We start from the raw sequence: 23,545 nt of genomic DNA on the forward strand, positions 1-23,545 counted from the left end.
ATTGAATATTAATTTAAAGTGGTTTTCATATAGTATTGTTTAAAGAATTAATCTTATTATTTTTCCACAACTAAATTTCCTTTAGAATCTAGTAAAGGGGTTAAACCGCAGCCATTTGGACCTTGAGCTAAAAGATAATTTACTCCAGTTTTTTTATCCACTAAGACAATTATTGTTCCAAAATCTAAGTTTTCTATAAACTTATTTTCAAATCTTTTTTCTTTCTTAGAAAACATATAAAAACTCCTTTTAATATATTTAAATTAATAAGCTTAAAAATAAGGCGTTAATTTTATATAATTTTATTTAAATCTTTTATATATTCTTCAAAATAAGAGCCACATTTTCTTAGCTCACCAAGAACTCTATTTATGCCGTAATCAGATTTATACCAGTTATCCTTAGAAATTCCTTGAGTTTCTACTGGAACAACATAAAATTGTGTATTAGAATATGCTAAAGAGTAAGTAATTAAAGCCCTTCTGGCATGAAAGGCTTGGCAACATAATATAGCACTTTTAACTTCTATATTTAAATCATCTGTAACTTTCCTTGAGAAAAAGGCGTTTTCAGAGGTATTAGTTGATTTATTTTCAACTAAAATAGATTCTAATGGAACATCATTTCTAAATAAAACTTCCTTACAGAATTCCCAATCAGATTCATATTTACCAGCATACTTTTTATTTATTATTTTTTCATTTGGAAATTTTTCTAGTTTACAAGAAAACTTGCCTGAAGGAAGTACATATTTTGCTAATCTTTGTTTATATAATAAACTAGCCTTTTCGCTTACCTCGTATTTGGATGAACCTGGTATAAAGATTAAGTCACAAGGCTTTGGTTTATCACAAACAAAAATAAATTTAGTTATATCATCTAGTATTCTCATTTCATAACCTCTCTAAATTTATAGCCTTAATTTTAAAACTTATGTAATTTAATATAAAAATTATATGTTTAGTTTATAAAGTATAATTAGTTTATTATTTTAAAAATTAGCTTATTATTACAATATATATAATTTTATATATTGAAATTAGTTTTAATTAAAGTTTTATATACTTCTCATTATCATTATTTTCTTTTAGTTTAATCATAAATGGAGATAAGGGAACAATAATAATTAGATAAATAATGTAATAAAAAATATCAAAAGAAAATAGATAGCCTTCTATAAAATAAGGGAATAAGGCTAATAAGGCAATGAATGCTCTAGAATTTTTTGTAACCTTGTATTGAGTATTACAATTTTTACATCTAATATACCCACAACCAACAAATCCCCATAATGCAACCATTAAATCCATATATGAAAAGTTTTCTTTACAATTAGGACAAACTTTCATAAGAGCATCTCCTTAAGTAGTTTATATTAATTAAAGTATCTTAATTTGACATTATTGATTACTTTATTGTCTTTAACTTTAGTTTTATATGATATTTATGTAATATATACCATATATTTATAAATACATTATACACTGTTTTTTAATTAATTGATAAAATTTAAAGAAATTTAAGTGAATGTTTATGGTATTAATTAAAAGTATAGGTTAACATTTGAATAGATTATAAATTAACTTCATAATTGTTTTAATAAATTCAGGATATTATAAAAGTATAGAAAAACATTATTAAAGGAGGGAAGAAATATGGCACTTGGATATTTATTAATATTATCTGTATTTATATTAGTACTAAGTATATTAGGAATTTCTTTGCTTTTTTTCTTGAAAAACAGCAAACTAAAAAATGTAGTATTTTATTTTTTAGTTATATGGTCAATTCTTATAGCATATCTTAATGCAACTAGTTTACCAACAAATTATATAGTGCAACAAATTATAGCTTGGTTATTTGGATCTATATCAATAATTGCAATTATTATTAAAGTTAAAAAATTAGGGGAAACAAATATTCCCTATATACTTGTAACAATTTCAGTTTTACTTGGAATATTTATGATGTTTTTTTAAGTAGTTGACTATATTTATAGTTAAGGGATAAAAATTTCTTAAAAGAGATAATAAATTAAAATTTATTAGAATAATGGGTTTGTATCAAAATAACTTTTTATAAAACTTATAAACATTATGAAGAGAATATCTAGGTGAGCTTTAGAATTTAAATTATTACGCAGAAGATATTACGTTAAAAAACTGAGACTGTTCGAAGCGTAGCAAGTTTCGAAGTTTTAGTAATATCTTTGGAGTAATAATTATAAATTCTTAGCGAAATCTAGTAATTCTCGGAATATGTTTGTAAGTTTTATTTGTTATATTTTAATATATGATTTAGAGAAATTTTTTATAAAATTTTTCTAAAAAAGTAAAACTATTTCCTTATCTATTACGAATAAATAAGTGTAAAGATATTCAAGAGAAAATTATATATAATTTTTGGTTATTAAGGTTTAGGATGAATTTTACTGAAGATGGTGGGGTGAGACGGATTAATGAAAAGAAATTAATAACCCTTGTAAAAAAGAATAATGATAAAAAAGCAGCTGGTGAAATTGTTAAGTTTTATTATAAGGAGATATTTGCTTATGTTTTTAGACAAACCTCTAATGAGGAGTTATCTAAGGATTTAACTCAAGAAATATTTATTTCTATGCTTAAATCCTTAGGGGGATTTGATGATGAAAAAGCTTCCTTTAGGACATGGCTTTATAAAATAGCCAGTAACAAGATAATCGATAATTACAGATCTACATATTATAAATATGTTACTGTTGTAGATGAATTTGAGGAAGGATTAGTAGGATATGAAAATGATTTGGAAGAATCATTTCAGCTTAAGGAGGACGCTAAGGAGATATTAGAGATTATTAATACTTTAAATACAAGCATTCAGCAAATTTTAAGACTAAAGATATTTGGAGGAATGACATTTTTAGAGATTGCTTATCTAATTGATATGTCAGAATCTACAGTTAAAACTAAATATTATTCAAGTATTAAAAAGATAAAGAAGATATTGGAGGTGAAGAAGAATGAACAGAGAAAAAGAGGAGTTTAATATTGAGAATATGGATTTAGAAATAGAGGTTCCAGAATTAAATTTAGGGGAATTAGATGAAATACTTAATAAGGGGGTTAAACCTAAATTAACATTTTTCGCTTACTTAAGAAATGCTTTTAAAGATTTAGGCTTTAATAATATATTTCATGATAAAACTGAACTAGGAATTATATTACTATCTGGAATATTTGTATTATTTTTTTCAATGACCAGTTTAAATAATAGAGAGGTAGGAAGTTTATATAAATTTATATTTATATCTTCACCAATACTTTATCTTAGTGTGATTTTATTCTCATTTTATAATTCAAAAACAAAGGGTGTTTTTCAGTTAGAAATGACTTGCAAATATAATTTGTATCAACTTTCAGCTTTAAGAATGTTTATATTTAGCCTTGGAAGCATCTTAATAAACACAATAGTTATAGTTTTTATGAGTATATTAAATAAAGATTTAAATGCCTTAAGGCTAATAATATTGTCAGTTACAGGTTTATTTCTATTTTCAACAGTATTTATATATGCACTAATGAGGTTTAAAAATGTATTTTCAAAGGCTTTTATTATAGTAGGGTGGATTTTAGGAAACTTACTTTTAAGTTTTGGAAATGAGAAGTACTATTTAGAGTTTTTAATGGAAGTTCCAATATATGTTCACATAGTAATTTCCATTGTATGTATATTTCTATATGTTAAGAATTTGAAGGAATTAATAAATTATAGGTATAAAAAAAGGAGAGAAATTTTATGTTAGTTGTTAATAATGTAAGCAAGAAATATGGGAGTTTTTGTGCCCTTAAGGATATAAATTTAGAGTTTAATAATGGGGTATATGCTCTTTTAGCTCCTAATGGGGCTGGAAAGACAACTTTAATTAAACTATTAACCACATTAATTTTTCCAACTAGTGGAGAAATACTTTATAAGGGGACAGATATAGTTTCATTAGATGGAGAGTATAGAGATATTATAGGTTATTTACCTCAGGACTTTGGATATTATAGAAATTACACACCAAGAAAGTTTTTGTTATATTTAGCAGCTTTAAAGGGAATAAAAAAGGAAGATGCAGTAGAAAAAGTAAAAGAGGTATTAAAAGTTGTTTCCTTAGAAAATGTTGAGAATAAAAAGATGAAGGGTTTTTCAGGAGGAATGATTCAAAGGGTTGGAATAGCTCAAGCTTTGTTAAATGATCCTAAGATACTAATTTTAGATGAGCCAACAGCAGGGTTAGATCCTAAGGAAAGAGTTAGATTTAGAAATTTACTAAGTGATTTATCAAGAGATAGAATAGTAATAATCTCAACTCATATAGTTTCAGATATTGAGTTTATTTCTAATGAGGTAATTATGATTAAGGATCATAAGATTTTATATAAGGATTCCATAGAAAATATATGTAGCACTTTAGAGGGGATGGTTTATGAAACCTCAATGACCTTTGAGAAAAGTAAAGAGTTTAGAAAGAAATATATTTTATTATCAGAAAAGCAAGATGGTGGAATAATGAAAGCTAGATTCATAAGCCAGGGTAATAATGATGAAAAATGGGTTAGGGTTAATCCTAATATAGAGGATGTATTCCTTTATCAATATAGAGATGAGGAGTTAGAAGGATAATCTTATGAGTATTAAAAAGGGTGAATGGGAAAAACTTTTTAGAAATCCAGTGTTAATAGTTCTTGCAGGTATTTTCTTAATATACAATTTTATTTTAATTAAGGATAATTCCTATATAAAAGAGGGGTTAGAGGAAACTAATAAGCTAATAAGTCAGGTTGGATATAAAGTAGACGAGAATATGCTTAAAAAGTTAGAAAATATGTATGATGAGAAGATGAAGGATTTAAATGAGCTTACAGAAAGAAAACTTCATAAAACCTTTGAATCTATGGATGAATTTTTAGCTAATAAGGGTTTTCATAATTGGACTTATGAGGAAAAAGTATTTTCAAAGGAGGATATGGATTTAATAAATCAGTTAAGTGCAATTAATTTATATAAAAATATAACTCCAGAGTTTATTCATAGAATAGAAAGCTTAGATTCTGAAAAAATGGCTGAAAGTAACATAAATAAGTATGGGTTTAAAGGAGAAGCCGCTAATTTAGTTAGAAAAAATTATGAAGATTTAGGGAAAAGACTTCAAGAGTTAAAAAGTAATGGAGAACATAAAAATTTATTTTTCTTTGGAGAAAGTTATAGAACTCAAAATTTATTATATAAAAAAGTAATTGGAGCTTGCTTAATCGAAATTATGATACTTGTAGTATTAGGAGTATGTTTTTTAATAAATTATGAGAGAGAAAATAAAACTCTAGGATTAGTTTCTGCTACAAAAAGAGGGCGTAATCTTATTAAGGATAAGGCTATAGTTGGACTTATGTATTCAATATTAGTTGCAATAATCATCTTAGGAATTACTCTAATTGTATATTTTAGTGTGTTTGATTATAGTAAGATTTGGAATGTTCCAATTAGTAGTGCTTTAAATTGGGAAGTAGGTCCTCATATATCTTGGTATAACATTACAGTTTTACAAAACTTACTTCTTTCCATAGGAGTTGTTTTAATAATATCACTTATTTCAGGGGGAATAAGTTTATCCTTATGTCTTTTTCTAAAGAGTAGTTATAAAGCTTTTTTTGCCTTTTTTATACTTTTTGGAGGATTATTTATGCTGCCAGGATTATTTAGTATGAGTTCAAAACTAGTTATATGGTCATATTTTAACATATTTGTTTTAACATTAAATCCACAAAAATGGTTTGCAGAGGCTGGAGCACTATTAACTTCAAAATATTATATAGAAGAAACACTAATAAGTAATGGAATTATTGTAACTATAATTTCCTTAATTTTAATAAAAAGATTTAAGAATGTAGATATATTATAAGGGAAAAATATTAATTTAAGTGAAGAGGTAAAATATGAGAATAATAATTAATGAAATAAAGAAACTTTTCAATTTAAAAATTATATTGATTCTTGGATTAATAGTTTTTATAATATGGAAAATATTTATAAGTTTTTGGATAGAAGTTTTTCCAAATGGTTCAAACACACCAACTTTTAATTTAAGCGTACAAATGCTTAAAGATTATGGAACAACAATGGATGAAAAGGAATTTGAAGATTTTAAGGAAAAGTCAGCTTTAAGAGAAAAAGAGGCAGACGAATATTTAAAGGGAGATAAAGAGGCACAAGAACTTGGAATAAAATCATATAGAGAGCTAAGAGAAAGTTTAGATAAGAGAAAAACTGATGAAAAGGTTGAGGCTCTTCATTCAAAAATATATTTTAAGGATAATGTATATCTGTTTTGGGAAATGCAATCTAGAGAGTCTTTAATAGCGTCATATGAAAATCCTTTAAATAGAAAAGCTGAATTATATAGTAGCAAACCCAATAAATATAAAAGGTTAGAAGAACTTGAAAAAGGTGATCAGCTAAAATCTGTTTTAAGTTATGTTACTTTTTTAAATTATGATTCCTTAATAACTAATTTTTCAATACTTGTTGTGGTGACCTTAGCTTTTATAATATCACCAATATTTTTAAGGGATGAAAAAAATAAAGTAAACTTTCTTCAGTATTCATCAAAAACTGGAAGAAAGATTGGAAGTAAAAAAGTTATTTCAGCTATGATAACTGCTTTTGGAATAAGTACTTTGGAGCTAATAGGTCTATTTTTAATGTATATTCCCAATAATACATTGCAATTTTGGAATTGTAGCATAAATTCTAAATTTAATTATATGGTTTCTTGGTTTGATTTAACTTTTGGACAATATATAATGTTAACTATTCTAGTTATATATATAATAACTTTTGTGGTAACTAGCGTATCATTATTTGTAAGTAGTAAAGTTAAAAGTTATGTGGCATTAATAGGAGTACAAGTACCTATTTTAGGAGCTTTAATAATGTTTTTAGATAATATAGGACTAAATCATATGACTACAATAAATTATCCTAAATATATTCCTTTAATTGCTTATGTGGTATTTATTATAATTTCAATACTTTTAATAATTAACTTATTAAAAAATGAAAAGAATAGGGATGTTTTAAATTAGTATAAATATTAAAGAGATAAGGAAGCATTAAAGTAAAAAAAGTCTGTAGCAAGAATATATTGTTACAGACTTTTTGTTTTTGAAAATATGAAGATTATAGATACTTATAAATATGCTTCATAAATAAAGAGTTATATAATTATTAAGCTTAAATATATAAATAATATACTCTTATTAGATGCACGAAAAATATAAGAATGTTATTATACTTCAAATACCGTATTTTCAACCCCTGGATTTCCTATATAAAGTCTCATTGCTACTAGTGGAATATAAAGTATAAATATTTGAGAAAAAGCTGTTACCTCTAAATATAATGGTATGTCAAAGACTTTATTTATGGAGCTAAAGGAATAGATTATTGCTCCAGTTAATATAACCCCCATAGATGTTACACAAGTATAGTTAAAGTGTTTTAAGTTTTCTTTATTTCTTATATTATGATCTGTATATAGATTATATAAGAGAACTCCTAAGACTATAAGAACATATAAATAAGACCATTTAAAGTAAGAATTAAATTTATTAATGACCCAATTTATAAACTCAAGATTTACATAATCATAAATTTCATTATGGATTCTTAAGTTATTTAAAAATATACTTTTTATTAGAAATGAAGTAATTATTCCAATTAATATTAAGAAAGAGGATAAAGTTAAAAATAATTTTTGTTTTACTAAGCTTTTTCCTCTACCTAAGAAAATACTTATTGTAATTATTATAAAGAAAGATAAATACAGGATAATAAGCACCTCCAATCCTTTTTAGTTTACATATTAATTATAACTTAAATTCTAATAAATTACAAATATTGGAAAATAAAAAGCTATAGTATAGTCTAGCTTATTATTAGCTAGTATATACTATAGCTTTTTATCTTATATACTCTGTGTTTGTTAGCATAGATAAATTATATTATGTTAAATTATGTTCATTTCTAAATAGGGATTAAAAAATATATTAATAAAAAAAGTTTTAGAAAAATGTTTTTATAGGGTGTTAACTTTTATATTTTTTTAAGCGTTCTTTTAAAAGAATAAATGTGTTAATCATAATATATATAACTAGTATGTTTGATATTAATCCTAATAAATTAGTTGAAGTAGAAAATAAGAGAGTGGTACTATCTTGTGGAAATTCATATGTTGTAAAATATTTTACTGGATACCCCCAAGTTTTAAAGCCAGAAGAGCTTAATTCATAGGGGGTTATAAAGGTTAAAAGTAAGCTTATCCAAGCAGCTTGGTTAAGAATTTTAAAGTTAATTCTTTCTTTCATAAAATCCTCCTATATTATGAATTTTAATAATAATATAACATGAAAAATTTGTATTATAATTTATAATTAGTAAATTTTTGTTTAATAAATTTAACTATTAAGAAAAAGTGTTGATAATTGAAGGATTTATTTATATAATGTAATTAAGTAGAGATTTAAAATCTACTTTTGAAATAGGTGCAGTGATGCTTAATAGGGAATTTAGTGTAAAACTAAAGCTGCCCCCAGCAACTGTAAATGACTTCGACTTAACGATATACCACTGTGATTGATCATGGGAAGGTGTTAAGAAGATATAGTTATGAGCCAGGAGACCTGCCTAATTCAAAGCGAATAGTTTATCTTTCTGGGGAAAGAGACAAGTGATTGAAATTTTATCATACTGAAGAGGAATAGAGCCATATTAATAAAGTTCTGACTATTTATGAGTTAGTTTGTTTAAAGTAAGATTTAAGTTAATTATGGTAAGCTACAATGAGGTGGCTTGAATTAGTATGATTAAAATATAGAGATTCATCAATTAACTTGTAGAGATTTTCCTAGATAGGTATTCAAAGTGAGTATCTATCTTTTATTTTTGGGTAATTTAAGCTAGGATTGCTCAAAAATAACATCAGAAAGCAAATCCAAAACAGGTAAAAATCTCAATGGTGAGTAAGGTGCTTTTAGAAGTACCAAGGTTCAAAGAGGAATCAAAAATTAAATTAAGTTGTTTTAAAGGCTAATATAAATAAAAAGTCTTACTAACAAAGAGGTTAGTAAATAGAGTAAGATACTCTAAAGTAAACAACTTAAAAATATTTAAGAGTTATATGATAGAGGAATTAAAAGTTAAATTAACTTTTGCTTAAAAAGACTTTTAATTAAAATCATATAACTCTTTTTTATTGTACTTTTAAAGTATTTAAAAGATGATTTATAATTTCTTTTAATATAAATTATTAAGAATTCTTTTTTATATAAATTTTAAAAATAGACATGATTTATTATCTATAGAAATAATACTTTTAAAAAATAAAAATCTCTAGCTATAAGCTAGAGATTTTTTTTCTGCCAAAACTTAAATGCATAGATTATTTTTATATGTGAGATTCCGTCAAAACTTAAATGTTTACTTATGTTCATGTTTTTTTGAGCTTGCAACTACTAAAGCTATACCACCTACAATAATCGCTACTAATATAACATAATTAAGATAAATCACTATGTTACCTAACATATATCTCACTCTCCTAAATCTATATTTTATTTTAAGTATTAACAATTTAATTATAATTTCCTTTGTACATAGTATCAAATTTTAAACATTGTGTAAAAAAGTAAGAAATTTAATTTTTAAGTTTAATTTCAAGTTTATTTATAAGAAAAGTTTAGATTTATTATTAATTGATAAATTTATAACCTGTATTTTAAAAAGTTGCAATATTTAATATATAGTATTTTTGTTCAAAGAAACAATGAAATAGAGAAATAAAAAGGAAAATTTTTAAATATTTTTTATATTGAAATATTTATAGAGTAAGAAGCTTTTTCTTGTAAATTTAAAAAATAAGAACATATAGAAAATGGCTATTTGAAAGGTGGTATGACCAATTTCAATTGTCGAAATCGAATTGGATAATAGAGTGCATAAATAAAATGAATATTTTAACGAAATTAAAAGTTAGAAGAGAATAATGTCAAAAAATAATTTGTTACTGTAATATACGTAACAATTTGTTAATTTTAGAACATTGTTAAATTAAAGAGGGAGTGGTAACATTTATAAGTAAAATAAAGTATTAATTTATATTGTATATATTGTTGAGTGAGTAAATGAAAAGCTATTCAGTGGGAGGAATAGCTTTTCTTTTTTTCAAAACAAATAGCTTATAGGTTTAAGAATCTCTTTGAAAGAGAGGTATTCTCCTTAATTAAATGAAGTGACAATAATTTTGAGAGAGTTAAAGTTGATTGACTAATTAATTACACTTTTAATAATCGTAAGAGATAGGCTATTAAATCTTAAACCTATAAGCTTAAAAAAGTAAGTAGTTATGAAGAAGGAGTATTTCATTCCTTCTTCATGAATTATTATTTGCTTAATTTAAATTTATATTCAAATATGCAATTAATTTATTTAAATTTGTATCTTATTATCCAAATTATCCAAAACATGAGAAATATAAAAAAAAGCAATGGTAATGAATGGATTTAAAGGATAATGAATGAATTTAAAAGAATTTATTAAATGAAAATTGTGGTAAATAGTGGTATTATATAAAGGCGATTGCAATTTTATATTTTTTAGTATTGGTGTTTAAACAAGAAGGGGGAAAATATTTTTGGTTATAATTTTTATGGGAATAGTTATGTTTATTAGTGGGCTTATTTGTAAAAAGCTTCATGATGACTATGAGGAATATCCCAATCTTTTTGTAGGGTATAAACTAAAGTATGCAATGAGAAATGAAGAAACATGGGAAGAGGCTAATAATTATATTTTAAAGCCATGTGTTTTTGTATTTATATTCTCAATAATATTCACTTTGATAATTAGATTTTTTAATTTAGAAATTTCTGATATAGGGTATATCTTGGTGGGTATATTAATTTTAGTTAGTCCTATAATTTGTACTGAAATTCATATAAGAAGATTCAATAAAACTAAAGAAATTTAGTTTTATAATAAATATATAACTATTAATTTTTTCAAAAGGGAATGTATCAAAATAACTTTTATTATATTTTGATACATTCCTTTTTTTATAACTTTAAATTAAGTATGAGAAAATATTAATTTAAGGAGATAATTATAGAATTTAATTATAATAAGGAGTTTTTATAGGAATTTTTGAAGTTGTGTTGAATTATATATTAAAGAAATTAAATTTTCGTTTTATTAAAGGAGTTGAGAAAATGAGAATATTAATGTTAGATTTAGACACTTTAAGAGCAGATCATTTAGGTTGCTATGGATATGAAAGAAATACATCTCCTAATATAGATAGTGTTTCAAGGGAGGGTATAACTTTTGATAATTATTATTGTTCAGATGCACCATGTCTTCCTTCAAGGGCTGCACTTATGTCAGGAAGATTTGGAATACATACTGGTGTTGTAAATCATGGAGGAGTTTGTGCTGATTTTAGAATAGATGGGGATAATAGAGGCTTTAATGATAGAATTGCATTTAATAGCCTTCCTATGTTTTTAAGAAGTGAAGGGTTTTATACAGCTTCTATAAGTACTTTTGCTGAGAGGCATAGTGCGTGGTGGTTTAATGCTGGGTTTAATGAGCTTCATAATGTAGGTGGATGTGGAGCAGAGTCAGCAGAAGAAGTAACTCCAACTGTATTAAAATGGATAGAAGATAATTGTGATAAAGATAACTGGTTCCTTCATGTAAACTATTGGGATGCACATACTCCTTATAGAACTCCAGATACTTATGAAAATCCATTTGAAGGAGATGGTTTAAAGAGATGGATAAGTGAGGAAAGATTTAATGAACATCGTAACAATAAAATTGGACCACATGGAGCTAGAGAAATAGGAATGTATAATAGTGATACATCACCAAGATTTCCAAAACATATGGGAGAAATTAAAAATTATGATGATCTTATAAAATTCTTTGATCAATATGATTCAGGAATAAATTATATGGATTCTCATATTGGACAAATACTTAGGTTATTAAAAGATAAGGGATTATACGAAGACCTTGCTATTATAATAACATCAGATCATGGGGAGGCAATAGGTGAATTTGGTATGTATGCAGAGCACGGAACTGCTGATTATGCAACTACTAAAATACCAATGATAATAAAGTGGCCTGGGGCTATGAAAAATTATAGAGATGATGGATTTCATTATAATTTAGATTTAGCACCAACTTTAGCTGAGTTATTTAATAAGGAAAAGAAAGAGTACTGGGATGGTAGAAGCTATGCACAAAGTATTTTAAATGGAGAAGATACAGGAAGAGATTATTTGGTTTTAGGGCAATGTGTTCATGTGTGTCAAAGAGCTGTAAGATTTAAAGATTATATTTATATTAGAACTTATCATGATGGATATCACTTATTTCCAAAGGAAATGCTTTTTAATGTAGAGGATGATCCTCACGAAATAAGAAATTTAGCAGAGATAAGAAAAGAACTATGCATGGAAGGAGCGTATCTTCTTCAACAGTGGCATGATGAAATGATGATGAGTAGTGAAAGTGATGTTGATCCCCTTTGGACTGTAATAAGAGAGGGAGGACCATATCATGCTAAAGGTCATTTAAAAGAGTACTGTAAAAGATTAGAGCAAACAGGAAGAGGATGGGCAATTCCAGAACTTAAGAGAAGACATCCAGAGGAATTTAAATAGAAAATAAAAATATAATTATTATTAGGATATATAAAGAAAATTTATTATAAATTTAATAAGCTTAAATATTATGGGTTAGATATATTAAAAAACTTATAAATAGATTTAGAGTTTAAAAAATATAAGCTCTTTATCTATTTATAAGTTTTATTTATATGTGTAGTTATTTATGTATAGGTTATTTTATTTATTTTAAAAACTATTAGAGGCTCTTAATGGTAAAAAGAGCTAGTCCATTTTTAGAGTAATTTTTATTTGCTAAAACAAGTTTTAGATTTATCTTTAAAATACTTTCTTATACGTAATAAGTAGTATGCAAAGAATATAATACTATATAATATTATTTCAAAAAGTTTCTTATCAAATTTTGGTATGTATAAAAGCATTATATGTATGTACATTAAACCATAAAATAAATATGCTGACCTTTGAATCTTTTTCCATGTTTTATAGTTCATTTTTTTTCTTACACATTGGAATGAAGTGATCATTAAAGGAATCATTAAGCATATCATGATTAAACTTAATAAAGTTGCAAAAAACTTATAATAAGTTAAAGAATGTGGGTTAGTAAAGAATGTAGGGAAATAATATATTCCATATAAAATATTATGACCTAAGGTTAAGATACAAGCGATTATTGAAAGTTCGCCTCTTATAGCCATTAGGTTTTTCTTATATTTAAATGAATTACTTAAAGCTCCAGTGTACATTACTATAGTAAATAAAGCTAAGGAAAAAGTACTTTTAGAGAATACTCCTATGGTGTATTTACTTATGTGTTTAGGAATATAGTTATGTAGATCGGTTTTCATAAATACTATGAAAAATATAGCTATTAAAGTAGCTATTATGTAGAGTATTGAAGAATATTTTTTTATTTCTTTATAAAAAACAATACTCAAGAATGTTGTTATTAATAATGAAATTATAAGTAGCATTATTATGTCTTCCTTTCTGTTATTGATAATCGATTTCAATTAGATTATATATGCAAGTTGTAATTTAGTCAACAAAAAGTTCATTTTTATAACAATTTATTTTTATTTATCATAAAATAATCTTTTTAGTAGGATATTTGATTTAAATGTGGAATTATATAGGAAACACCTATTTTTAGTATGAGAGGGGAATAAAGATGAGAGTTAAATTAGTTGGATTAAATGAGGAAATGTTAGAAGCTGTCAAGGGATTAGAAGAACTAATTGATTTTCAGCTTTATAATGAGAAGGGAAGTGAGAATGAAAATTTAGAAATTATAAATGTTTCTAAGCTTCCTGAAGAATCAGAAAATGTAATAGAAGTCCTTAGAGGAAAAAATAATGAAATAAGATATAAGAAAAAACATCACTTTTTTAGAGCGTTTAGTTTATATCTTCAATTTCTTAAAAAGGGAGAGGAGAGTTTTTCAAGAAGCGAAAAAACTTATATTGATTCAGTAGGAGCAATGATAGATGCCTCAAGAAATGCTGTCTATAGAGTTTCTGAGGTTAAAAAGATATTAGGATATATGGCCTTAATGGGACATAATAGGTGTATGCTTTATACTGAAGATACTTATGAGATTGATGGTTATCCATACTTTGGTTATATGAGAGGAAGATATAGCAAAGAGGAGTTAAGGGAAATTGATGATTATGGATACTTTTTAGGTATAGAGGTTGTACCTTGTATTCAAACTTTAGCTCACTTAAAACAAACTTTAAGATGGTCATATGGGGAAGGTATAAAAGACACCCAAGATGTACTTTTAGTAGGAGAGGAAAAGACTTATAAGTTTATAGAGGCAATGATTTCTTCTTTAAGAGAGTGTTTTAGAAGTAAAAATATTCATATAGGTATGGATGAAGCCTTTGATTTAGGAAGAGGACATTATTTAACTAAACATGGACATGTTCCTCATCAAAAACTTATGGTAGAGCATTTAAATAAGGTTAATAAAATAGCAAAAAAATATTATTTTAAGCCAATGATTTGGGATGATATGTTTTTAAGATGTGGAGCTCCAGATGGTGGATATTACGATTTAGATATAGTTATAACTCCTGAAATAGCAAATAATATTCCAGAGGAAGTTTCTTTAGTTTATTGGGATTATTATAATTGTGATGAAGAAAAATATAAGAAGCTTTTAGATATTAGAGATAACTTTAATAATAATATTATATTTGCAGGAGGATGCTGGAGGTGGAGTGGATTTGCTCCAAACTATTCAAAGACCTTTGAAACAACAAATGCTGCCTTAAATCAATGTAAGGCTAAAGGAATAAAGGAAGTCTTTGCTACTGCTTGGGGAGATGATGGAGCAGAAACGCCAATATATTCAATAATAGTAGGTCTTATATTATTTGGAGAGCATGGCTATTATCATAAGGTAGATAAAGAATGGATAGATGAAAGATGTAAGGCTTTAACAGGGCTTAGCATGGAGGATTTTACTTCTTTAGAAGAATTAGATCTTGTTCCATCAGTTAAAATTCCTAATATGGAGGTTTGCAATCCTTCAAAATATATAGCTTACCAAGATTTGCTTTTAGGAGCCTTTGATAAGCATTTAGAGGGTTTAGATTTAGAAGAACATTATATTAATCTTTCTAAAAAATATGAGGAAATAGGAGAGAAAAGTGAGAGGTTTAAATTAATGTTTACTATGTATTCTAAACTTGCTGCTTACCTTTCAGTTAAAAGTGAGATAGGACTAGAAATAAGAAAAGCTTATTTAGAAAATGATAAGGATGCTTTAAGGCTTATAGCATATAACTTTATTCCAGAAATACAAGAAAAGTTAAAGAGTTTTCATAAAAGTTTTAGGGAGCTATGGTATAAAGAATGTAAAGGACAAGGTTTTGAAGTTATAGATATTAGACTTGGTGGAGTTATGGCGAGATGTGATTCAACTATGTATAGAATAAAAGCATATCTTAAAGGAAATATTGATAAAATAGAAGAGCTAGAAGAGGAAAGACTTTATTTTTCTGAACATTTTGGGGGAGATGATTGTAAGCTTATATGTTGCAATGAATACCAAAAAATAGCAACACAAAATATTTTAAGTTGGTAATAAGTTTCTATGATACAAAACTCAGAAGTATAAGCAATGGATAAAATAATTAAATTGGGGATATTATGATATGAAAAAAATTATTAATCTTATTAGAAATAATATTCTTTAAAAATAGGGCTATTTAGGCTTTATAAATTTAAGGAGGAGTTTTTTAGTTGAATACCTTTATTAGGTTGTATGAAGGGTTAGAGCCTTTTATAATGAGTATCTTATTAGTTATATTTTTGATTTTTGTAAATAAATATTTTAAGTGGAAAATAGGGAAAAAGTAAGTAAGGTGAAATATAGGGAAGGATTATTAAATGGAAAATAAAAATATTAAGTTGATTTTAGTAGCATTAGGATCATTTATGCTTGTGTTACTTCAAACAGAGATGTTTCAAAGAGCTGTAGAAATTTTTAGCTTTATTGGATTAACTATAATAGGAGATATAATTCTTTTATTAAGTTCTATTTTATCCTTTGTAGGCTTTGTGATTTTTGCTTTTACATCTTTTAAAATTATAAGAAATAATATTAAATAAAAGTAGATGGCTATACCTGAAGTTTCTTAGAAGGGGGAAATATAAGGTATAGCCATCTTTAATTTAAAAAGGCATATAGAAAATTTGAGAAATTAAGACTTTTAGGAGGTGATGAACATCAATCACAAAAATGAAGTCTTAACTTCTATAAGGATACACCCTTATGTTTCCCTTAAAAAAATCTTTTATACTAAATATTTGAAAGGATAATTTGGGGGTTAATAAGAGTCTTATGAAAGAGATTATAATTTAAGTAATAAAATTTTAGTAACCTTAATTTCAGTGATTGATCTGCATAAATAAAGAATGAAATAAATAAAAATTTTTATTTGACAATAATTATTATTAGGAGTAAAATAGTTTGCATAGGAACAAAGAGTTTTCATGCGAACCATTTTAAGATGGGTTGCATCTAATAAAATAAAATTATTTTGTAGGAGATGAAAATTATGGACGGAATTAAAAAATTTACTCCAAGAGTTAGTAAGAGAATTTTACTTTTTATAGCAGGATTAGTATGGGGATTTGCAGGATTTAGAGTATTTACTTTAGGGTTTGGAGATGTTATGTCACATAACGGAAACTTAATCATAACAATCATTTTTGCAGCAGTTATATTTTTTGTGTTTTTTAAATTTATATTTAGTAAAATGTTTAAGAAACATACAATAAGAATAGTAAATAGTAAACTTGATAAACATTGTGTATTTTCCTTCTTTGATTTTAAGAGTTATCTTATAATGGGATTTATGATTTTCTTTGGAATTTCAGTTAGAAACTTAGGAATATTTAATCCAGTTTATTTAGGAGATTTTTATATGGGATTAGGAGCAGCACTATTTATGGCTGGCGTATATTTCTTTGTGGGATTCTTCACCTTTGATAATTTAAAAGTAAAATATAAAATTAGCTAATTTAGTATAAAGATATTAAATGGTGCATAAAGTTTAGAAGACTTTATGTACCATTAATTTTATATGTAGAATCTTTTATATATTTTTCATAGGACTTAGATCCTGGAGAAATATAATTTGAAATTTATTTTTTTAGAAAAGAGGGACTTATATGAATTATGATTCATTTGAAATAGCTATGCTGATAAAAGAAATTTATTCAAGTACCATGGGAAAAGTAAGTGAAGGACTTAAAGAAAGTGGACTTACTCACCAACAAATAACAGTGATTAAACTTATAGCTCATAAGGGGAAGGTTAGAGTTAAGGAACTTTGTGATGAAATGTCCTTAGCTAAGGGAACTGTGTCAGGAATAGTGTCAAGACTTGAAAATATGGGGTATGTAGAGAAGTTTAAGGATGAAAAGGATAAGAGAAATACATATATAGTTTTCTCTAAAAAAGGAGTAGACTTTGCAAAAACTTTTAGGTGTGATATAAATAATAGCTTTGATAGTGTATTTGAAAACTTTACTCATGAAGAGGTTAAGGAAATAAGAGAAGTACTTTTAAAGCTTAGGGATAAGATAAAGTAATACTTAGTTATTTAGAAGAACTTAATTAATTATTATGGTATATGGTGTCTCTGCTATTTTTAAAGTCTTTTTAGAATTAAAAATGGTTAAAATATGGTTTGTAACTATAATGTTGTTGATATATAATAGTTGAAGGTTATTTAAAAATAAAGGAGACGACTTAAGGAATGGAAAATGAATTTGATATTGAATTTAAAAACTATTTGTATCAGGTTTTAGGAAAGGACAACCTTCAGGAACTAGAATCTAATGATGAAGATGGAGAGTGTTATTTAGAGGTTGGCAGCAAGCTTTCTATAGATCTTTCGGAAGACATGGTTAGCCTTTTGACGGATAAGGATAGTCTCCTAGTTATTTTAAGGTTTCCAAGTGAAGCTAAGAAGAGTTTTAGAGGCGTAAGTAAAGGAAAGGTTGATTTTGGATTTCAACTTTTTAAGAGAGAAGACTTTGATATTAATTATGATTTTGTTGGATTTACCTTATCAATAAAGGATGCTGTTGATTATAGTGATATGAGGCTAGACTTTAATTTTACTACTGAAGGTTTTGAATTTTCTGAGAAAATGAATTACGCTTTAAATATAATTGCTATAGATGAAAAGCATATAGTAAGAGCTATGAGACATATTAGATTCCCAAGGGAGCTTTGTAAGATTATTAGGGAGTATTATTTAAAAATTACAAGGGAAGATTATAATAGAGAAGTTGCTCTAGAAGACTTAGAAAACCTTGATGCTATACTTTTTGATGGAATAACATCAAAGCAGGTAGAAGAAAGTTTTAGCCTATATAAGTTTACAGATGAACCAGAAGAATCTAATTTAGATAAATACATTAAAGATTAAAACTATAATTATATTAGACTATATCAAAAGTGATTTAATTATAAATACTTATATGTTGTGAAAGGTTTATGATTAAATAAATGTTTGGATATAGTCTTTTTCATTGTCTGTACCAAAAAAAGATTTTGGTATATAATGGATTTGGGATGACATGTAATAAATGGGGAGGTTTTTATGATGAATGAGAAGCTTAGTGATGTTAGAGATTTCGTCAGAGAACTTATTAAAACAGATGAATTCGAAGATGAACTTTTCTTAAGTACTATTAATAATGCTAGAGATGAGCTTAAAAAGAGCGAAGAAGAGGCATGTTATGAAGATGAGGGGGTTATTGTTGGTATAGGGGATAAGACCTATATGGATATTAAGGGAGATAGTGCAATGGTTCTTCAAAATAAAGATGAATTTAACCTATTATTAAGATGGGATAATTCAAATAAAGAGGATCATTTTGCTATTAACTACGGAAAATTAGAACTTGGATTTCAGATTTATCCAAAAAAGGAGTTTGGACTTTCAAGAGATTTTATAGGGTTTACTCTAACTATAGATGGGATTTTGGAATGTAGTGCTTTTCCAGTGGATTTAAATTTTGCTTCCGATGATTTTTATTTATCAGAAGATTTAGATTATACCTTTGAGATCCTTTTGATTGAAGGAAAAGAAGGGATAGTTAGAGCTATGAGAGATGTAAAAATACCAAGAGAGTTTTGTAAGGTTATTAGAGAATGTTATCTTAAAATAAAAAGTGATGAATATGAAGAATTAGAAGGTTTAGAAGATAGGATGAACATACAATGGCATGTTAGAAAGCTTGGAGGGAAGATGGTTGAAAGGAAGTATGGAGTTTACAAAATTAAAAATGAAATCCAAATGTCAAAATTAAATTCTTACATAAAGTTAATATAGTATTTGTAGGATATTACAAAAATAAAAGAGAGTAATGTTACATATTTAGGGAGTAATTTGATCATATTAAATTACTCCCTTTGATTTTGCTAGGTTTCAATTACATTTGGTTTTTGTATTTAAAAATTTTACTAATTATTCATTATTATTTTTGTTAGTTAAGAATATTTACTTATTGTTCAAAATATGATACTATTTATTTGGGATAAAAAGGAAATTGAAAAAATTATAGAAATATAGGATTTTTTATAGGGTTATAATTTTGCTTAAATTATTTTGCTAAGCTAAATTAAAATAATATAGATTAGGTGACAGGAGGTAATTAGGTGAAAAGAAGTATTAAGGCTTTAATTTTAGTAGTATTAATTACAATTTTATCATTAAATCTTATTGCATGTAGTAGTTCTAATAAAGCACTAGATAAGGGGAAAGAACTTATTAATGAAGGGCAATATGAGAAAGCAGTTGTATCTTTAGAGTTAGCTTTAGACGAAAATCCTAAAAATAAAGAGGCTAAAGAACTAAAAGATATGATTGAAAATTATTTAGAGGCAAGTAAGGCTTTAGATGAGGGAAAGATAAGAAAAGCTGAAGTTAAAATTCAAAATGTTGGAGAGAAGTCTAATGAGTTTCCAAATTTTAAGAAATGTGTAGATGCATTAAATAAGAATATAGATGAAAAATCTGAATATGATAAAGATATAAAAAGTGATATGGAGAAACTAGAAAAGTTTATAGATAATAAAAACTATTCAGATGCAGTATTGCTTACAAAGAGTTTAGATGGAAGGGTAAGAACAAAGGAACAAAAGGAGAAACTTGAACAAATAAAATTGAAATTGATTTCAGTATTATCTATAGAAAGTACTAAGAAATGAGAGTTATTTGTAGAAGGATATATTGGAAAAAAGAGTATTTCATATGATTATACAAATGGAAATAGATTAAATTATAGATTTTTGGACTAAAACCTAAATCTAGTTAAGTTTTTTAATAAGGATTATAAGGTATTGGTATCGAAATAACTTTTTATAAAACTTACAAACATTATGAAGAGAAATCTAGTAATTCTCGGCATATGTTTGTAAGTTTTATTTGTTTATTTTTATACATATTCTATTCTTTTATAAATAATAGTCTGTTAAATTTATCTAAAAATTTATTGAAAAATCTAGCTACACAATCCCTAGAGAGAATAAATGTTACTATTAAGGAGCCTACTATTAGTGCAAGTAATTTTCCTAAATTACTTGACATTAAGCTTGTTAATCCTAAAATACTACCTATAAAATAAGTATGTAAAAAATAAACTGAAAGAGTATTTTTACCTATTTTTGATAGAAATGTTTGATTTTCTGGCATTAAGTTTATAAAGACATATACAAAAGCAAATCCAATTATATAAACTGCAATATAAAGTAAGATTCCAGTGAATATTTCTATATTAAAATTACTATAGGACCTATCTGCCCAGAAAAATTCATCTGCAATATTTGAATAGTTAACAAAAATTAAGGCTATTAAAACTCCAATAATTAGAATTAATATTGAAGGAACTTTGTTTAGAATATTAAATCTTGTAAACTTCCTAAATCTTTTTAATTTTTCCTCACTAGAATAATAACCAGCTAAGAAAAATGGAGCAAAGGTAATAGTTCTAGAAAGTGCCATATAAGAGCCAAACTCACCAGAGAGTTTTACAAAAATACCAGCAATAATACTAAGTATAAAAATATTTTTGAACTTTAAAAGATCAGGTAAAAGGATTTTCCATAAAAACATTGCAAATATATACCATAGTGCCCAACCAGGAGTGAAGAAGGAAAATGCTTGTTCACTAGGAAGTTCAGTAAATTCACCTCTTAAAAATAAGGGACCTACTAATGTGATTAAATTCCATATTATATTGAATAGTAAAAAGGGAGTGAGAAAATTTCTTACGGCATTTCTACGTCCTTTTTCTACATTTTTTGAAAGATATCCTGAAATAAAAACAAATACAGGCATATGAAATTCATATATGAATACATATAAAAGTCTTGCCACTTCATAATCTTTTCTAATAAATTCTAAACTGTGTCCTAAGACCACTAAAAATATTAAAAGGCCTTTACTATTATCAATTAAGTAATTCCTATTTTGTGTTTTCAAGTAATTCACTTCCTTAAATAAGTTTGAATATCTTTACTATATTGTTCTTAGTATGATAAAAAGTATTATTTTTATAATAAAATTATATAAAATAACTATGCATTAAAATTATTATTAATAATTATGTTAAATTTAGGTATTAACAAATCTATTATAAAGAAAAATTTTTAACTATTATTGAATTTTTATTATACATTATATTAAAGTAGAATTAGTAATTAATTTTATATATTAATAATTATGTAAAGTTAAAGAAGTTTTTAAGCATAAAAGGGGGAGAAGATATGTTAAAAATACTATTAGTAGATGATGAGGCTACAGAACGTGAAGGAATTGAATTTCTTATAAAAAGATATGAATTTCCTTTAAATATAGCTAAAGCTGTAAATGGAAAAGAAGCTTTAGAATACATAAAGAAAAATCATATAGATATTCTTTTTACAGATGTAAAGATGCCTTTCATGGATGGACTAGAATTAGCAAAGGAAACCTTTAAGTATGATCCTAAAATTAGAATAATAATTTTTAGTGCATATAGTGAATTTGACTATGCTAAAAAAGCCTTAGAAGCAAAAGTGGTTGATTATTTACTTAAACCTATTGAGGTGGATGAATTTAAAAGAGTTATGGAAGAGGTAATAAAAAGCTGCATAAAAAGAAAGGAAGAAGAGAAAGAAAAAGAATTACTTATGGAATCAAGTAAGAAGATTTTACTTTATAAGCTATTAGCTAATCACAACAATCAAAATGATATTAATGAAAAGTTAAACGTATACAATATAGAGCTAGAAGATAAATATTTAGTACTTATAAACATAGAAACAAGGGATAATTTCTTTGAGGAGAGGGAGGAGATTTTCTTTAACCTCTTAAATACATATTTAAAAATTCCATATGAATATATAAATTTTTATCCTAATGAATCATATTTATTACTTTATAGTAATTTAAAAATAAAAGAGGACTTTTTAGATGAAGTTTGTTCTAAATTAGCTAAAGAAATTAAATTATTAGCTAATGAAAACTCTTCTTTTTTTATTAGCAATGTATTTTGTGGAATTGAAAAAATCTATGATGAGGTAAAGGGATTAAATAATATAAAGGAAAATATTTATGATTTTGAATCAAGGATTATTAGGGTTAATAAGGATAAAACTAATGATTTATACACACTTGAAATAGAGAATGTAAAGGAAAATCTTAAAAACTCTATAAATGAAAGAAATTTAAATGATATTGAATTTTACATAAATAAGCTTATAGAATACATGTTAGAATCAGGTTCACTTAGTACTATATACATACATCACCTTTTTTATGATTTAATAGAAAAACTTTGTAAAGCCTTTGATATATATAATGGTGAAGTGAAAAAGAGATTTATAGAAAAGATATTAAAATGTAACTCAAGTGAAACCTTAAAAGCAGCTTTTGAATCTATTATAAAGGATATTGCAAAGGAATGTGATAATGATATTTTAGACGAAAAAAGCATAGCTAACAAAGTGATAAAGATAATAAAAAATGAATATAGCAGTGAACTTAGTTTAGATTATATTGCAGATAAGGTTAATTTTACGCCAACCTATTTAAGCTATGTTTTTAAGAAAGAAACAGGATCAAATATAGTTAAATATATAACTGATTTTAGAATGAATAAGGCTAAGGAGTTTTTAGAAGAAGGTAATATGAAAATTGTACAAGTTGGTAAGGCCTGTGGATATGAAAATCAATCATACTTTAACCGTATATTTAAGAATTATTTTGGAGTAACTCCAAACCAATTTAAACGTAATAATAGTTAAGATAAGTGAG

Annotated in this window: 23 protein-coding genes and 1 riboswitch; of the genes, 16 read left to right on the top strand and 7 right to left on the bottom strand. The window is 25.7% G+C overall.

What is annotated here, in order from left to right:
• Positions 1 to 56: 56 nt before the first annotated feature.
• The 3 genes from GOM42_RS05480 to GOM42_RS05490 form a co-directional block, all read right to left on the bottom strand.
• Positions 57 to 236 (bottom strand): DUF6440 family protein, encoded by a 180-nt coding sequence (locus tag GOM42_RS05480; RefSeq protein ID WP_003477518.1) that lies wholly within the window; start codon positions 234 to 236, stop codon positions 57 to 59.
• A 56-nt stretch (positions 237 to 292) separates the two neighbouring features.
• Positions 293 to 892: a YdcF family protein gene (locus GOM42_RS05485; protein ID WP_110077387.1), complete on the bottom strand. Its 600-nt coding sequence runs from the start codon at positions 890 to 892 to the stop codon at positions 293 to 295.
• 157 nt (positions 893 to 1,049) lie between these two features.
• The gene (locus GOM42_RS05490; RefSeq protein ID WP_070956648.1) at positions 1,050 to 1,349 is read right to left on the bottom strand and encodes a TIGR04104 family putative zinc finger protein; all 300 of its coding nucleotides are present in this window, start codon (positions 1,347 to 1,349) and stop codon (positions 1,050 to 1,052) included.
• Between the two features lie 306 nt (positions 1,350 to 1,655).
• On the opposite strand from GOM42_RS05490, the gene GOM42_RS05495 reads away from it, so the two are divergent.
• From GOM42_RS05495 to GOM42_RS05520, 6 genes are all read left to right on the top strand, one after another.
• Entirely contained in the window at positions 1,656 to 1,979 is a 324-nt protein-coding gene (locus GOM42_RS05495; RefSeq protein WP_060794605.1) for a hypothetical protein, read from the top strand.
• Positions 1,980 to 2,421: 442 nt separating this feature from the next.
• Positions 2,422 to 3,024: a sigma-70 family RNA polymerase sigma factor gene (locus GOM42_RS05500; protein WP_110077388.1), complete on the top strand. Its 603-nt coding sequence runs from the start codon at positions 2,422 to 2,424 to the stop codon at positions 3,022 to 3,024.
• Entirely contained in the window at positions 2,999 to 3,781 is a 783-nt protein-coding gene (locus GOM42_RS05505; RefSeq protein ID WP_110077389.1) for a hypothetical protein, read from the top strand. Before GOM42_RS05500 ends, GOM42_RS05505 begins: the two co-directional genes overlap by 26 nt.
• Complete coding sequence (locus GOM42_RS05510; RefSeq protein WP_110077390.1) at positions 3,775 to 4,647, top strand: ATP-binding cassette domain-containing protein; 873 nt, start codon at positions 3,775 to 3,777, stop codon at positions 4,645 to 4,647. Before GOM42_RS05505 ends, GOM42_RS05510 begins: the two co-directional genes overlap by 7 nt.
• 4 nt (positions 4,648 to 4,651) lie before the next feature.
• Positions 4,652 to 5,923, top strand: coding sequence for a hypothetical protein (locus GOM42_RS05515; RefSeq protein WP_110077391.1), 1,272 nt, complete (start codon positions 4,652 to 4,654; stop codon positions 5,921 to 5,923).
• Positions 5,924 to 5,957: 34 nt separating this feature from the next.
• Complete coding sequence (locus GOM42_RS05520; protein WP_110077392.1) at positions 5,958 to 7,106, top strand: hypothetical protein; 1,149 nt, start codon at positions 5,958 to 5,960, stop codon at positions 7,104 to 7,106.
• A gap of 203 nt (positions 7,107 to 7,309) precedes the next feature.
• On the opposite strand, the gene GOM42_RS05525 is transcribed toward GOM42_RS05520, so the two are convergent.
• Together GOM42_RS05525 and GOM42_RS05530 are read right to left on the bottom strand one after the other, a co-directional pair.
• Positions 7,310 to 7,861 (bottom strand): hypothetical protein, encoded by a 552-nt coding sequence (locus GOM42_RS05525; RefSeq protein WP_110077393.1) that lies wholly within the window; start codon positions 7,859 to 7,861, stop codon positions 7,310 to 7,312.
• Between the two features lie 247 nt (positions 7,862 to 8,108).
• On the bottom strand, positions 8,109 to 8,387 hold the full coding sequence (locus GOM42_RS05530; protein ID WP_163235975.1) for a hypothetical protein: 279 nt from the start codon (positions 8,385 to 8,387) through the stop codon (positions 8,109 to 8,111).
• Positions 8,388 to 8,545: 158 nt separating this feature from the next.
• Positions 8,546 to 8,725, top strand: a riboswitch (cobalamin riboswitch).
• A 1,986-nt stretch (positions 8,726 to 10,711) separates the two neighbouring features.
• Between GOM42_RS05530 and GOM42_RS05535 the strand changes: the two genes are divergently transcribed.
• Both GOM42_RS05535 and GOM42_RS05540 read left to right on the top strand, forming a co-directional pair.
• Positions 10,712 to 11,047: an SdpI family protein gene (locus GOM42_RS05535; RefSeq protein ID WP_003451843.1), complete on the top strand. Its 336-nt coding sequence runs from the start codon at positions 10,712 to 10,714 to the stop codon at positions 11,045 to 11,047.
• 238 nt (positions 11,048 to 11,285) lie between these two features.
• Entirely contained in the window at positions 11,286 to 12,749 is a 1,464-nt protein-coding gene (locus GOM42_RS05540; RefSeq protein WP_110077394.1) for a sulfatase, read from the top strand.
• 251 nt (positions 12,750 to 13,000) lie between these two features.
• Here the strand turns inward: GOM42_RS05540 and GOM42_RS05545 are convergent, their stop codons facing one another.
• Positions 13,001 to 13,690: a ferric reductase-like transmembrane domain-containing protein gene (locus GOM42_RS05545; protein WP_003456246.1), complete on the bottom strand. Its 690-nt coding sequence runs from the start codon at positions 13,688 to 13,690 to the stop codon at positions 13,001 to 13,003.
• Positions 13,691 to 13,887: 197 nt separating this feature from the next.
• Between GOM42_RS05545 and GOM42_RS05550 the strand changes: the two genes are divergently transcribed.
• The 7 genes from GOM42_RS05550 to GOM42_RS05580 all read left to right on the top strand — a co-directional run bounded on the left by GOM42_RS05550 (position 13,888) and on the right by GOM42_RS05580 (position 20,457).
• The gene (locus GOM42_RS05550) at positions 13,888 to 15,810 is read left to right on the top strand and encodes a beta-N-acetylhexosaminidase (RefSeq protein ID WP_110077395.1); all 1,923 of its coding nucleotides are present in this window, start codon (positions 13,888 to 13,890) and stop codon (positions 15,808 to 15,810) included.
• Positions 15,811 to 16,115: 305 nt separating this feature from the next.
• Positions 16,116 to 16,337: a hypothetical protein gene (locus tag GOM42_RS05555; protein ID WP_025648833.1), complete on the top strand. Its 222-nt coding sequence runs from the start codon at positions 16,116 to 16,118 to the stop codon at positions 16,335 to 16,337.
• A gap of 449 nt (positions 16,338 to 16,786) precedes the next feature.
• Complete coding sequence (locus tag GOM42_RS05560; RefSeq protein WP_110077396.1) at positions 16,787 to 17,251, top strand: hypothetical protein; 465 nt, start codon at positions 16,787 to 16,789, stop codon at positions 17,249 to 17,251.
• Between the two features lie 151 nt (positions 17,252 to 17,402).
• A complete protein-coding gene (locus GOM42_RS05565) occupies positions 17,403 to 17,825 on the top strand; it encodes a MarR family winged helix-turn-helix transcriptional regulator (RefSeq protein WP_110077397.1) in 423 nt (140 codons plus the stop codon).
• Positions 17,826 to 17,992: 167 nt separating this feature from the next.
• Positions 17,993 to 18,670, top strand: coding sequence for a hypothetical protein (locus tag GOM42_RS05570; RefSeq protein ID WP_110077398.1), 678 nt, complete (start codon positions 17,993 to 17,995; stop codon positions 18,668 to 18,670).
• A gap of 177 nt (positions 18,671 to 18,847) precedes the next feature.
• On the top strand, positions 18,848 to 19,579 hold the full coding sequence (locus tag GOM42_RS05575) for a hypothetical protein (protein WP_110077399.1): 732 nt from the start codon (positions 18,848 to 18,850) through the stop codon (positions 19,577 to 19,579).
• Between the two features lie 326 nt (positions 19,580 to 19,905).
• Positions 19,906 to 20,457 (top strand): hypothetical protein, encoded by a 552-nt coding sequence (locus GOM42_RS05580; protein WP_003451892.1) that lies wholly within the window; start codon positions 19,906 to 19,908, stop codon positions 20,455 to 20,457.
• A gap of 238 nt (positions 20,458 to 20,695) precedes the next feature.
• On the opposite strand, the gene GOM42_RS05585 is transcribed toward GOM42_RS05580, so the two are convergent.
• On the bottom strand, positions 20,696 to 21,730 hold the full coding sequence (locus GOM42_RS05585; protein ID WP_025648837.1) for an acyltransferase family protein: 1,035 nt from the start codon (positions 21,728 to 21,730) through the stop codon (positions 20,696 to 20,698).
• A 284-nt stretch (positions 21,731 to 22,014) separates the two neighbouring features.
• Between GOM42_RS05585 and GOM42_RS05590 the strand changes: the two genes are divergently transcribed.
• Positions 22,015 to 23,535: a response regulator gene (locus GOM42_RS05590; RefSeq protein ID WP_110034864.1), complete on the top strand. Its 1,521-nt coding sequence runs from the start codon at positions 22,015 to 22,017 to the stop codon at positions 23,533 to 23,535.
• Positions 23,536 to 23,545 lie beyond the last annotated feature (10 nt).

This window comes from Clostridium sp. 16K-1-R1 (assembly GCF_023921145.1).
Lineage (GTDB): Bacteria > Bacillota > Clostridia > Clostridiales > Clostridiaceae > Sarcina > Sarcina perfringens.

Excerpts from the sequence above, each read along its gene's own strand:
- GOM42_RS05480 (WP_003477518.1), bottom strand. The coding sequence starts at position 236 with ATGTTTTCTAAGAAAGAAAAAAGATTTGAAAATAAGTTTATAGAAAAC.
- GOM42_RS05485 (WP_110077387.1), bottom strand. The coding sequence starts at position 892 with ATGAGAATACTAGATGATATAACTAAATTTATTTTTGTTTGTGATAAA.
- GOM42_RS05490 (WP_070956648.1), bottom strand. The coding sequence starts at position 1,349 with ATGAAAGTTTGTCCTAATTGTAAAGAAAACTTTTCATATATGGATTTA.
- GOM42_RS05495 (WP_060794605.1), top strand. The coding sequence starts at position 1,656 with ATGGCACTTGGATATTTATTAATATTATCTGTATTTATATTAGTACTA.
- GOM42_RS05500 (WP_110077388.1), top strand. The coding sequence starts at position 2,422 with ATGAATTTTACTGAAGATGGTGGGGTGAGACGGATTAATGAAAAGAAA.
- GOM42_RS05505 (WP_110077389.1), top strand. The coding sequence starts at position 2,999 with ATGAACAGAGAAAAAGAGGAGTTTAATATTGAGAATATGGATTTAGAA.
- GOM42_RS05510 (WP_110077390.1), top strand. The coding sequence starts at position 3,775 with ATGTTAGTTGTTAATAATGTAAGCAAGAAATATGGGAGTTTTTGTGCC.
- GOM42_RS05515 (WP_110077391.1), top strand. The coding sequence starts at position 4,652 with ATGAGTATTAAAAAGGGTGAATGGGAAAAACTTTTTAGAAATCCAGTG.
- GOM42_RS05520 (WP_110077392.1), top strand. The coding sequence starts at position 5,958 with ATGAGAATAATAATTAATGAAATAAAGAAACTTTTCAATTTAAAAATT.
- GOM42_RS05530 (WP_163235975.1), bottom strand. The coding sequence starts at position 8,387 with ATGAAAGAAAGAATTAACTTTAAAATTCTTAACCAAGCTGCTTGGATA.
- GOM42_RS05540 (WP_110077394.1), top strand. The coding sequence starts at position 11,286 with ATGAGAATATTAATGTTAGATTTAGACACTTTAAGAGCAGATCATTTA.
- GOM42_RS05545 (WP_003456246.1), bottom strand. The coding sequence starts at position 13,690 with ATGCTACTTATAATTTCATTATTAATAACAACATTCTTGAGTATTGTT.
- GOM42_RS05550 (WP_110077395.1), top strand. The coding sequence starts at position 13,888 with ATGAGAGTTAAATTAGTTGGATTAAATGAGGAAATGTTAGAAGCTGTC.
- GOM42_RS05555 (WP_025648833.1), top strand. The coding sequence starts at position 16,116 with ATGGAAAATAAAAATATTAAGTTGATTTTAGTAGCATTAGGATCATTT.
- GOM42_RS05560 (WP_110077396.1), top strand. The coding sequence starts at position 16,787 with ATGGACGGAATTAAAAAATTTACTCCAAGAGTTAGTAAGAGAATTTTA.
- GOM42_RS05565 (WP_110077397.1), top strand. The coding sequence starts at position 17,403 with ATGAATTATGATTCATTTGAAATAGCTATGCTGATAAAAGAAATTTAT.
- GOM42_RS05570 (WP_110077398.1), top strand. The coding sequence starts at position 17,993 with ATGGAAAATGAATTTGATATTGAATTTAAAAACTATTTGTATCAGGTT.
- GOM42_RS05575 (WP_110077399.1), top strand. The coding sequence starts at position 18,848 with ATGAATGAGAAGCTTAGTGATGTTAGAGATTTCGTCAGAGAACTTATT.
- GOM42_RS05590 (WP_110034864.1), top strand. The coding sequence starts at position 22,015 with ATGTTAAAAATACTATTAGTAGATGATGAGGCTACAGAACGTGAAGGA.